At 72.3% G+C, this 11,883-nt stretch carries 9 protein-coding genes; 3 read left to right on the top strand and 6 right to left on the bottom strand.

Translation table 11 applies throughout. From position 1 onward, the window contains the following. Window positions 1–51: 51 nt before the first annotated feature. Both C5508_RS00315 and chrA read left to right on the top strand, forming a co-directional pair. Window positions 52–240 (top strand): hypothetical protein, encoded by a 189-nt coding sequence (locus C5508_RS00315; RefSeq protein WP_157943882.1) that lies wholly within the window; start codon window positions 52–54, stop codon window positions 238–240. Between the two features lie 138 nt (window positions 241–378). Beyond that, on the top strand, window positions 379–1,749 hold the full coding sequence (gene chrA, locus C5508_RS00310; RefSeq protein ID WP_104522453.1) for a chromate efflux transporter: 1,371 nt from the start codon (window positions 379–381) through the stop codon (window positions 1,747–1,749). A gap of 18 nt (window positions 1,750–1,767) precedes the next feature. Here the strand turns inward: chrA and C5508_RS00305 are convergent, their stop codons facing one another. From C5508_RS00305 to C5508_RS00280, 6 genes are all read right to left on the bottom strand, one after another. Next, window positions 1,768–3,087 (bottom strand): methyl-accepting chemotaxis protein, encoded by a 1,320-nt coding sequence (locus tag C5508_RS00305; protein WP_104522451.1) that lies wholly within the window; start codon window positions 3,085–3,087, stop codon window positions 1,768–1,770. 123 nt (window positions 3,088–3,210) lie between these two features. Continuing rightward, window positions 3,211–4,698 (bottom strand): flavin-containing monooxygenase, encoded by a 1,488-nt coding sequence (locus tag C5508_RS00300; protein WP_104522449.1) that lies wholly within the window; start codon window positions 4,696–4,698, stop codon window positions 3,211–3,213. After that, window positions 4,695–5,339: a TetR/AcrR family transcriptional regulator gene (locus tag C5508_RS19730; protein WP_198597747.1), complete on the bottom strand. Its 645-nt coding sequence runs from the start codon at window positions 5,337–5,339 to the stop codon at window positions 4,695–4,697. Before C5508_RS19730 ends, C5508_RS00300 begins: the two co-directional genes overlap by 4 nt. 11 nt (window positions 5,340–5,350) lie before the next feature. Next, window positions 5,351–7,516 (bottom strand): 3-hydroxyacyl-CoA dehydrogenase NAD-binding domain-containing protein, encoded by a 2,166-nt coding sequence (locus C5508_RS00290; RefSeq protein WP_104522445.1) that lies wholly within the window; start codon window positions 7,514–7,516, stop codon window positions 5,351–5,353. Between the two features lie 23 nt (window positions 7,517–7,539). Then, window positions 7,540–8,754 carry an acetyl-CoA C-acetyltransferase gene (locus C5508_RS00285; RefSeq protein WP_104522443.1) on the bottom strand — a complete coding sequence of 405 codons (1,215 nt, stop codon included), beginning with the start codon at window positions 8,752–8,754 and terminating at the stop codon, window positions 7,540–7,542. A 33-nt stretch (window positions 8,755–8,787) separates the two neighbouring features. After that, window positions 8,788–9,930, bottom strand: coding sequence for an acyl-CoA dehydrogenase family protein (locus tag C5508_RS00280; protein WP_104522441.1), 1,143 nt, complete (start codon window positions 9,928–9,930; stop codon window positions 8,788–8,790). Window positions 9,931–10,063: 133 nt separating this feature from the next. Between C5508_RS00280 and C5508_RS00275 the strand changes: the two genes are divergently transcribed. Beyond that, a complete protein-coding gene (locus C5508_RS00275) occupies window positions 10,064–11,854 on the top strand; it encodes an AMP-dependent synthetase/ligase (RefSeq protein WP_104522439.1) in 1,791 nt (596 codons plus the stop codon). Window positions 11,855–11,883 lie beyond the last annotated feature (29 nt).

Below are 11,883 nucleotides of genomic sequence, written 5' to 3'. Positions count from 1 at the left end.
GGCGCGCCCCCGGCGCGGTCGCCCGAGCGCCGGCTCCCCTACGGTTCAGCCATGACGCTCGTCTTCCACTGGGGCGGCCCGCGACACGGCGAGGTCGACGAACTGCCCGCGGAGTCGCTGCTCTCCTCGACGCTGGTCTACGACGGCCCCAAGTGGTTCGGCGTGTACGAGCAGTTCCAGCCGGTCCGGAAGCAGCCCACCGCTCAGGGCCAGGCCGAGGTGTGGGTCGTCCGCGAGTAGCGGTCATCCGGGGCCGCCCGTGCCGGTACCGCGCCGGGGTGGAACCGGACACGGCTGGACGGAGTCGTGCGCGCTTTGGTTGCATCGTCGCGTGGCGGCGGCTCGGACGGCTCGGGCTCGACCGACCGCGCACCCGGCATGACCGGCGATGCCGGTCCCCGGCACGAGCCGACACTGGTGCCGTTCCGCAGCGCCGTCCGGACCTGGTTCCTCATCTCGCTGCAGACCTTCGGCGGGCCCGCCGGCCAGATCGCGGTCATGCAGCGCACTCTCGTCGACGAGAAGCGGTGGATCGGTCAGCGCCGGTTCCTGCACGCGATGAACTACTGCATGCTGCTGCCCGGTCCCGAGGCCCAGCAGCTCGCCACCTACGTCGGCTGGCTGCTGCACGGCACCCGTGGCGGGCTCGTCGCCGGCGGGCTGTTCGTGCTGCCCGGCGTCCTCGCGCTGCTGGCCCTCTCGGCGATCTACGTGGCGTTCGGGACGACGACCGCCGTGCTGGCGCTGTTCGCCGGGCTGGCTCCCGCCGTCCTGGCGATCGTGGCGCAGGCCGTCGTCCGGATCGCCGGGAAGGTCCTCGACCGGCCCGAGCTGGTCGCCCTGGCCGTTGCGGCGTTCGGAGCGCTGGCGCTGTTCGGCGTCCCCTTCCCGGGCGTCGTCGCCGCGGCGGGTCTGGCCGGCTGGGCGCTCGGCCGCCGGCGCCCGGCCGCACCGGAGGAGCCCGACGCCGACGCCGGTCCGCAGCCGGTCATCTCCGACGACGTCCTGCACGCCGAGGCGCCGACGGCTCGCCGCACGCTGCGGGTGCTCCTCGTCGGACTGCTCGTGTGGGGGGTACCGCTGGCGATCGTGGCGGCCCTGGCCGGAGCGCACGGCACGCTCACCGAGCAGGGTCTGTTCTTCTCCGGCACCGCGGTGGTGACCTTCGGCGGCGCCTACGCCGTGCTCGCGTACGTCGCCCAGCAGGCGGTCGCCACGTACGGCTGGCTGTCGCCCGGCGAGATGGTGCGCGGCCTGGCCCTCGCCGAGACGACGCCTGGTCCGCTGATCATGGTGGTCCAGTTCGTCGCGTTCCTGGGCGCCTACCGCGCGCCGGGTGATCTCGATCCGTGGGTGGCCGCGGTGCTCGCCTCGCTCCTGGTGACCTGGGTGACGTTCGTGCCGAGCTTCCTGTTCGTGCTGCTCGGCGCCCCGTACATGGAGCGGCTGCGCGGCAACCGGTCGCTGTCCTCGGCGCTGACCGGGATCACCGCCGCCGTCGTCGGCGTCATCGCGAACCTCGGCATCTACTTCGCGGTGCACACGCTCTTCTCCGACTCCTCCCGGGTGAACGCCGGTCCGCTGCACGTGGAGCTGCCCGAGGTCGACTCCCTGCGGCCGCTCGCCGTGGTCATCGCGCTGGTCGCCGCGGTGCTGCTCTTCCGGCTGAAGTGGTCGGTGCTCCGCACCCTGGGGACCTGCGCGGCGTTGGGCCTCACGGCCGGCCTGGTGGGACTGCCGGTCGGCTGAGCACGCGACGAGGGCGGCTCACATGCCGTCGACGATGCTCCGCAGGTCCTCGGCCACGCGGGAGGCCTCGCGGGACGCGCCGACGATGGCGTCCTGGGCCTGCGCCGTCGACGCGCTCTGCTCCTCGACGGCGGCGGCGATGGTGGTCTGCGCCTCGACCACGCCCTGGATGACCTCCTGGACGTTGGCCAGCGCGACACCGGCGGCCTCGACGTCGCCGCGCACGGTCACCACGACACCCCGGATCCGCTCGGTCGCCCTGGCCGTCTCCGAGGCGAGGTCCTTCACCTCCCCTGCGACGACGGCGAAACCCTTGCCCGCCTCACCGGCGCGCGCGGACTCGATCGTCGCGTTGAGGGCCAGCAAATTGGTCTGGTCGGCGATCGAGGAGATGCTCCCGGCGATCTGGTCGATCTCGACCATGGTGGCCGCCAGCCGCTCGATCGTCTCGGCGCTCTCGCGCGACCCCTGGCTGGCCTGGTTCGCCGTCGTCGTCGCGGAGCTCGCGGCCGCCGCGATCTCGGAGATGGCGGCCCGCAGTCCGGTCATGACATCGGTCGCCGTGCCCACGTTGTCGTCCAGCCGTCGGCCAGCCTCGACCAGGCCGGCGAGTCGCTCCTCGAGGGAGGCGGCCCGCTTCTCCTGGTCGGCCAGCCTGCAGGCGGCCTCCTCGGCGGTCCGGGCCCGCTCGGCAGCGAGCTCGGCCTGGGCCTGCGCCTGGGCCCTGGCCTGCTGCTCGGCCCGCAGCCCCTCCGCGCGACGGCCGTGGTCCGCCTCCTCGGTGAACTTCCACGAGTAGGCCAGGAAGAACGCCTCGGCCAGCAGGAAGACCGCGTGCAGCAGGGCGAAGAGGATCGGGTTCTCCTGCGCCTGCTGGGTCGAGTACACCGCCTCGGGAGCGATCAGGCTGGTCAGGACGTGGTGGACGGCGACGAAGACGACGGCCAGCAGGAACGGCGTCCAGAGCTGGTAGAGCGCCACCAGGACCAGCAGGGCGTAGAACCAGATGTGCAGGTCGGTGAGGCCGCCGCCGACATGCACGAGGAGGTCGGCGCCGAACATCAGCCCGAGGCTGGCCGCACCGGCCCGCGCGAGCATGCCGCGCAGGACCAGGGCCGCTCCCAGCAGCGCGACCAACGCCGCGAGCTGGCCCCAGAGGGCCCACCCCGCCACGTCCCGGGCCAGGGCGATCCCCACCAGCACGGGCGGATGGAGCGCCAGCACCGCGCAGATGATCCGATGCCGGCGGCGGAAACCGGACTCGTCCAGGCGCGCACCGCGGGGGATGCTCGTCCAGGAACCGCGCCGCTGCGGAACACCGGGGATCACGTCGGCCATGGCAGCTCTATCGGCAACGCCGACGATGTATTGAGCACAACCATTCAGGCCGATCGCGTCTCGCCGCTCCTCGGGGCGCGCGCGGTGCTGCCGCCGAAGCCGCTCCCGACGACGACGACGTGCTCAACCGGGCTCGGCACGGTCACCTCCCACCGGGACGGCGGCCGGGGCCGGCGCGAAGTCCTCCGGGCGCAGCCGGTGCAACCGGCGCCGGAAGGCGATCGTGGACGCCGGCCAGTTCTGGGTGTTCCGGCCGCTCTCGGTCAGGTACCAGCTGCGGCACCCGCCGGCGAACACCGTGCCGCGCAGCCGGCGCTGCACCCAGGAGTCGAAGGCCTCCGCGACGTCGCGCCGCACGTCGAGCCACCGCACGCGGCCCTGCTGGAGGTGGCGCACCGCCTGGACGACCCACCGCACCTGCGCCTCGAGCATGAAGATGATCGAGTTGTGGCCGAGGTTGGTGTTCGGTCCGTACAGCACGAAGAGGTTCGGGAAGCCGGGGACGACGGTGCCCAGATAGGCGCTGGCGCCGTCGGCCCACTGCTCGTGCAGGTCGCGCCCGCCTCGGCCGGTGATCCGGATCGGCGCGAGGAACTCCGTGGCGGCGAACCCCGTGCCCAGCACGATCGTGTCGACCTCGCGCTCGGTGCCGTCGGCGGTGACGATCGAGTGCGGCCGGATCTCGCTGATCGCCTCGGTGACCACCTCGACGTGCGGCAGCTGGAGCGCGCGGTACCAGTCGTTGGACAGGAGGATCCGCTTGCAGCCCATGGGGTCGGTGGGCGTGACCTTCGTCCGCAGCCCCGGGTCGGGCACCGCGGCCTCCAGGTACTTCCGGAAGCGCGCCCGGTGGGCGAAGAGCAGCCGCGGCTCGGTGTTGAAGCCCAGTGACCGCAGCTCGTTGGCGCCGTAGTTGACCCCGCGGCTGAGCCGCAGCAGCCCGGGCACCCGCGCGAACGCGCGCTTGGCGCGGTCCTGGTAGGCGCGGTCGGGCTTGGGCAGCACGTAGGGCGCCGACCGCTGGAAGACCGCGAGCCGCGCGGTGCGCGGGGCGACCGCCGGCACGAACTGGATGGCGCTGGCGCCGGTGCCGAGCACGGCGACCCGCTCGCCGGTGAGGTCGTGGTCGTGGTCCCACTGCGCCGAGTGGAACATCGTGCCCTCGAACCGGTCCAGCCCCGCGATGTCGGGCCGGCTCGGCCGGCTGAGCTGTCCGGTCGCGGTGATCAGCACGTCGGCCTCGTGCTCCTCACCGCCGGGGAGGGTGAGCCGCCACCGTGCGGCTTCCTCCTCGAAGGCGGCCGAGAGGACCTCGGTGCCGAACCTGATGTGCGGGAGCACGCCGAAGTCCCGGGCGACCTCGCGCAGGTAGGCGTGGATCTCCGCCTGCGGGGCGAAGCGGCGCGACCAATCGGGCTTGGGAGCGAAGGACAGCGAGTAGAGGTGCGAGGGGACGTCGCACGCCGCTCCGGGATAAGTGTTCTCCCGCCACACCCCGCCGACGTCCAGGCTCTTCTCGAACAGCACGAGGTCGGTGACGCCGGCCTCCATGAGGCGCACCGCCGCCGCGATGCCGCCGAACCCGGTCCCGATGATCGCCACGCTCGTCATGCACCCCCGCCTTCCGTGGAGCGCTGCTCCGAGGGCGGGGTGAGCGCCTCGATGATGGCCAGCCAGTGCTGGAGGAACTGGCCCCGGGGGGCGTCGGGCTGCAGCGCGTAGGTCAGCGCCTGCCCGCGCATCGAGGTGAGCAGCACCTGGTACATCGACTCGGCGGCCGGGTGTCGGGCGACCTCCTCGCCGAACACCTCGAACGCCAGCGCCCGCAGCTGCGCGCCGAGCCGCCGCTCGTGCGGCAACAGCGCCGCGCGCAGCTCCGGATCGGTCCGGGCCGCCGTCCACAGCTCCATCGCGGCCACGAACAGCGGCCCGTGGAACCGCTGCCAGATCAGTTCGACGCCGAGCCGCACGCGGGCCGCCGACTCCGCCGGGAGCGCGGCAGCGGCCGCCCGGACGCTGGCGCTGAACTCCTCGTAGAGGTGGTCGACGGCGGCCAGCACCAGCTCGGCCTTCGACGTGAACTGGTGGGTGAGCGCCCCGCGGGACACCCCGGCCCGGCGCTGTACCTCCTGGGTGGTGGTGCGGGCGTACCCCAGCTCGACCAGCGCGTCGACGGTCGCCCGCACCAGCGCGTCCCGGGTGACCGCCCGCCGCTCCGCCTGGGTCCGGCGGAGCGGCGGACGGGTGGTCACGGCGATGTCACTCAGCCCGACACCGCTGCGCGGAGGCTGCCCGCGGGGACGGCGCGCTCGAGCAGGATCGCCGGCGGCCGGAAGCGCTCGCCGTAGCGGTCGGCCAGCTCGTCGGCCCGCGCCACGAACCCGGCGACCCCGCCCTCGTACTGGTCGACGTACTGCAGCACGCCGCCGTACAGGGGCGGGAAGCCGATGCCCATGATCGAGCCGATGTTGGCGTCCTCGACGCTGCGGAGCACCTGCTCCTCCACGGACCGCGCCGTCTCCACCGCCATGACGAACAGCAGCCGCTCCTGCGCGTCGGCGAAGGGCACGGCGGCGCCGTCGTCGGGGTTCCGGGTCGGGAAGACCTCGGGAAGCCCGCTCCACACGCGCTTCTCCGGCTGCCAGTCGAAGAAACCCTGCCCGGCGGACTTGCCGGTGCGGCCCTGATCGACCAGCGCGCGCAGGACGGCGATGCCCGGGTGCTCCTGGGTGGCGCCGGCCTTGGCCGCCTCCTCGTTGATCGTCAGCGGCAGGGTCAGGGTCACCTCGTCGAGCAGGGTGAGCGGGCCGGCCGGGAAGCCGGCCTGCAGTGCCGCGCGCTCGATGCTCATCGGCGCCAGGCCCTCGGCCAGGAGCGCGGCGCCCTCCAGGACGAACGTGCCGAACACCCGGCTGGTGAAGAAACCCCGGCTGTCGGAGACGACGATCGGCGTCTTGCCGATCTGCCGGACGACGTCGTAGGCGCGCGCCAGTGCCTCGTCGGAGCTCCGCTCCCCCACGATCAGCTCGACCAGCGGCATCTTGTCCACCGGCGAGAAGAAGTGCATGCCGACGACGTCGTCCGGCCGCTGCACGCCCTCGGCGAGCCCGGTGATGGGCAGCGTCGAGGTGTTGGACGCCAGCAGCGCGTCCGGCGCGGCGTTGGCCTCCGCCTCGCTCAGGACGCGGTGCTTGAGCGCCTGGTCCTCGAAGACGGCCTCGACGACCACGTCGCAGCCGGCCAGGTCGGCGGCGTCGCCGGTCGGGGTGATCCGCGCGAGGAACGCGTCGGCCGTCTCCTGGCTCATGCGCCCGCGGGAGACCTGCTTGCCGACGAGACCCTCGACGTGCGCCTTGCCCTTCCGCGCGGCCTCGGTGCTGACGTCCTTGAGCACGACCTCGACCCCGACCTTGGCGAAGGCGTGCGCGATGCCGGCGCCCATCATCCCGGCGCCCAGCACGCCGACCTTGCTCGCCGCGTACTTCTCCGGCCCGGTCGGACGGGAGGCACCGCCGTTGACGGCGTTCAGGTCGAACCACAGCGCCTGGATCATGTTGGTCGAGATCTGGCCGGCGACCAGGTCGACGAAGTAGCGCCCCTCGACGGTGAACGCGGTGTCCACGTCGACCTGCAGGCTCTCCACCGCGGCCGAGAGGATCGCGTAGGGCGCCGGGTAGGGCGCGCCCTTGAGCTGCTTGGTCAGGTTCGCCGGGAACGCCGGCAGCGTGCTGGCCAGGGAGGGGCTCGACGGGGTGCCGCCGGGCACCTTGTAGCCCGAGGTGTCCCACGGCTGGGCGGCGTCGGGGTGGGCGAGCACCCAGGCGCGCGCCTTGGCCACCAGCTCGTCGCGGTCGGCGGCGAGCTCGTGGACCAGGCCCAGCTCCATCGCTTTCGAGGGGCGCAGCTGCTGGCCCTGCAGGAGCAGCTCGAGCAGCGCCGTCGTCAGGCCGAGCAGCCGGACGGTGCGGACGACCCCGCCGCCACCGGGCAGCAGGCCGAGGGTGACCTCGGGGAGGCCGAGCCTGATCCTCGTGTCGTCGAGGACGACACGGTGGTGGCAGGCCAGCGCGATCTCCAGGCCACCGCCCAGCGCGGCGCCGTTGATCGCCGCCGCCACCGGGACGCCGAGAGTCTCCAGCCGGCGGAGCTGGCCCTTCACCAGGGTGACCTGGGCGAGGACGGCGTCCTTGGTGTCGGGCGTGGCCTGGACCAGGCTGCCGAGGTTGCCGCCGGCGAAGAAGGTTTTCTTCGCGCTGGTGACGACCACGCCGCGGATGGTCTCCCTCTCGCGCTCCAGCCGGTCGATGGTCTCGGCCATCGAGCGCACGTACGCGTCGTTCATGGTGTTCGCCGACGACGAGGGGTCGTCGAGGGTGAGCGTGACGACGCCGTCGGCGTCGGACTCCCAGCGGATGGTGCTGTCGCTCATCGGGGTGCTCCTCAGACTCGCGCTCAGACGCGTTCGATCACGGTGGCGATGCCCATGCCGCCGCCGACGCACAGGGTGGCCAGGCCGTAGCGCAGGTCGCGCCGCTCGAGTTCGTCGACGAGCGAGCCCAGGATCATCGCGCCGGTGGCGCCCAGCGGATGCCCCATCGAGATGGCGCCGCCGTTGACGTTGACCTGCTCGGAGGCGAACCCGGTGTCGGCCATGAAGCGCAGGACGACAGCGGCGAACGCCTCGTTCATCTCGACCAGGTCGATGTCGTCGACGGTGAGCCCGGCCTTGGCCAGCGCCTTGAACGTGGCCGGCGCGGGGCCGGTCAGCATGATCACCGGGTCGGCGCCGGAGACCGCGGTGCTCAAGATGCGGGCGCGCGGGGTCAGCCCGTTGCGGTTGCCGGCCTCCTCGGTGCCGATCACCGTCAGCGCGGCGCCGTCGACGATGCCGCTGGAGTTGCCGGCGGTGTGCACGTGGTCGATCCGTTCGACCCAGTGGTACTCGTTCAGCGCGACGGCGTCGAAGCCGCCCATGTCGCCGATGCCGGCGAAGGCCGAGGGCAGCCCGGCGAGGGACTCCACGGTGGTGCCGGGGCGGACCAGCTCGTCGGTGTCGAGGACGACGGTGCCGTTGCGGTCGGTCACCGGGACCACCGAGCGGTCGAAGTACCCGTTGGACCACGCCTTGGCGGCGCGGGCGTGGGACTCGGCGGCGTAGGCGTCGACGTCCTCACGGCTCCACCCGGCCAGCGTCGCGATCAGGTCGGCGCCGATGCCCTGGGGCACGAAGCCGGTGCGCGCGGCGGTCTCCGGGTCCATCGGCCAGGCGCCGCCGTCGGAACCCATCGGCACGCGCGACATCGACTCGACGCCGCCGGCGAGCACGAGGTCCTCGAAGCCGGAGCGCACCTTCTGCGCGGCCAGGTTCACCGCCTCCAGCCCGGAGGCGCAGAACCGGTTGATCTGCACGCCGGCGACCGTGTCGGGAAGGCCGGCGGCCAGCGCCGCGGTCCGGGCGATCACGGCGCCCTGCTCACCGACCGGCGAGACGACGCCGAGGACGATGTCGTCGACGGAGTCGGGATCCAGACCGGGGTTGCGGTCGCGGACGGCGTCGATGAGGCCGGTGGTCAGGCTGATCGGCTTGACCGAGTGCAGGGCACCGGTCTTCTTGCCCTTGCCGCGCGGCGTGCGCACGGCGTCGTAGAGGAACGCCTCGGCGGTCATACGGGTCCTCTCAGGATCGCTTCGGGGAGGTGCTCAGACGCCGAGGGAGCGACCGACGATCTCCTTCATGATCTCGGTCGTCCCGCCGTAGATGGTCTGGATGCGCGAGTCGAGGTAGGCCTTGGCGACCGGGTACTCGAGCATGTAGCCGTAGCCGCCGTGCAGCTGCAGGCACCGGTCGACGACGCGCTTCTGCAGCTCCGTCGTCCACCACTTGGCCATGGCGGCGTCCTCGGCGGTGAACCGGCCGGCGTTGTGCTCACCGATCGCCTTCTCGAGGTAGGTCTCGGCGATGGACACCTCGGTGTGCATCTCGGCGAGCTCGAAGCGGGTGTTCTGGAACTTCCCGATCGGCTTGCCGAAGGCGGTCCGCTCCTTGCAGTACTCGACGGTGCGGTCGAGGACGATCCGGGCCGAGGCCACGGCGCCCGCGGCGATCGACAGCCGCTCCTGCGGCAGGTTCTCCATGAGGTGGAAGAAGCCGTGCCCCTCGGTGCCGAGCAGGTTCTCCGCCGGCACGCGGACGTCGGAGAAGAACAACTCGGCGGTGTCCTGCGCCTTGAGGCCGATCTTGTCGAGGTTCCGGCCGCGCTCGAAGCCGGGGATCCCGCGCTCGACGACCAGCAGCGAGAAGCCGCGGGCGCCGGCCTCGGGATCGGTGCGGGCCACGACGATCACCAGGTCGGCGTTGATGCCGTTGGTGATGAACGTCTTGGACCCGTTCAGCACCCACTCGTCGCCGTCCCGGCGGGCCGTCGTCCGCAGGCCCTGCAGGTCCGAGCCGGCCTCCGGCTCGGTCATGGCGATCGCGGTGATGATTTCGCCGCTGACCACGCCGGGCAACCACCGCCGCTTCTGCTCGTCAGTGGTGAGCGCGATCAGGTAGGGGGCGACGACGTCGTTCTGCAGCGTGAACCCCAGCCCGCTGGCCCCTACCCGGCTGACCTCGGCGGAGATGATCGCGTTGTAGCGGAAGTCCCGGATGCCGCCCCCGCCGTACTCCTCGGGCACGTCCATGCCGAGCAGGCCCTGCTCGCCCGCCTTGAGCCAGACCGACCGGTCGACGACGCCGGCGTCCTCCCACGCCGCGTGGTGCGGAACGACCTCCTTGGCCAGGAAGTCGCGCACCATCGCGCGGAACGCCTCGTGCTCGGCCTCGTAGAGCGCGGACTGCACAGCTACCCCCAGGAGATCGACGAGCCCCGGCGACCACCGCGCCGGAATCCCGAACATACAGACCACATGTTCTGTATCTTCGCGATCTGCGTCACACCGGCGTGACGCGGCTCGAGCCCGAGGAGCGCACCCGATGCAGGAGTACTCCATCCCCGCAACGTTCGAGATCCCGCCCTCCGCCGCTCTACCGGACGCGGTGACCAGCAACGCCGCCGCGCACCCGAACCGGGTGGCGCTGAGCCGCAACGCCGGGGGCACGTGGATGCCGGTGACCAGCCGTGAGTTCGCCGACCAGGTGGCCCGGCTCGCGCGCGGCATGATCGCCGCCGGCGTCCAGGCCGGCGACCGGGTCGGGATCCTGTCCAGGACACGCTACGAGTGGACGCTGGCCGACTACGCCGTCTGGACGGCGGGCGGCGTGGGTGTGCCGATCTACGAGACCTCGTCGGCCGAGCAGGCCCAGTGGATCCTGTCGGACTCCGGCGCCGTCGCCGTCGTCGTGGAGACGCCCGTGCACGAGGCACTCGTCGAGTCGGTACGCGCGGACGTGCCCGGCCTGCGCGACGTGTGGCAGATCGAGTCCGGCGACCTCGACACCCTGGCCGCCCGCGCCGACGAGGCCCCCGCCACGGTGCTCGACGAGCGGCGGGCGACCCTCTCCACGGAGAGCCTGGCCACGATCATCTACACCTCCGGGACGACCGGGCGCCCGAAGGGCTGCGAGCTCACCCACGGCAACCTGCTCTACGTCGCCGAGCTCGCGCCGGCGGTCATCCCCGCGATGAGCGCCGAGGGCGGGAGCTCGCTGCTCTTCCTCCCCCTGGCGCACGTCTTCGCCCGCATCATCGAGGTCGGCTGCATCCAGAACGGCGCGCGGCTGGGCCACACCGGCGACCTCGCCTCGCTGCTGGCCGACCTCGGCACCTTCCAGCCGACGTTCCTCGTGGCCGTGCCCCGCGTGTTCGAGAAGGTCTACAACGGGGCGCGGCAGAAGGCTCACGCCGCCGGCAAGGGCGCCATCTTCGACCGGGCCGAGCGGGTCGCCGTCGCGTGGTCCAAGGCGCAGGACACCGGCGGCGCCGGGATGGGGCTGAATCTCCAGCACAAGCTGTTCGACGCCCTGGTCTACGGCAAGCTCCGCGCGGCCATGGGGGGCAAGGTCGAGTACGCGCTCTCCGGAGGCGCGCCGCTGGGCGAGCGGCTGGGCCACTTCTTCCGCGGCATCGGCGTCACCATCCTGGAGGGCTACGGCCTCACCGAGACCGCCGGCCCGGCCACCGTCAGCGGGCCGGAGGCGCTCAAGGTCGGCACCGTCGGGCGGGCCGCCCCCGGCTCGTCGGTGCGCATCGACGACACCGGCGAGATCCTCGTGCGCGGCCCGCAGGTGTTCCGGGGCTACTGGAACAACCCGGCCGCGACCGCCGAGACCATGCGCGACGGCTGGTTCGCCACGGGCGACATCGGGGTCCTCGACAGCGAGGGCTACGTGACGATCACCGGCCGGATCAAGGAGATCCTGGTGACCTCCGGCGGGAAGAACGTCTCCCCCGCGGTGCTCGAGGACAAGATCCGCGCCCACCCGCTGGTCAGCCAGTGCATCGTCGTGGGCGACAACCGCCCCTACATCGGCTGCCTGATCACCCTCGACGCCGAGGCGCTGCCGGCCTGGCTGGAGGCCAAGGGGCGTCCGGCCGACACCCCGATGCACCAGCTGGTGGACGACCCCGAGGTCATGGCGGAGGTGCAGGCCGCCGTCGACGCCGCGAACGCCTCGGTGTCGACGGCGGAGTCGATCCGCAACTTCGCGGTCCTCCCGGTCGAGTGGACGGTGGAGGGCGGGCAGCTGACGCCGTCGCTGAAGCTCAAGCGCTCGGTGGTGATGAAGGAGTTCGCTCCCGAGGTGGAAAAGATCTACGCGTCCTGATCCGATCAAGGGTTTCCATGCAGGAAACT

The sequence above is a fragment of the Blastococcus atacamensis genome (assembly GCF_002938425.1).
GTDB classification, from domain to species: Bacteria; Actinomycetota; Actinomycetes; order Mycobacteriales; family Geodermatophilaceae; genus Blastococcus; species Blastococcus atacamensis.
This window is presented reverse-complemented; position numbering and strand designations above follow the sequence as displayed.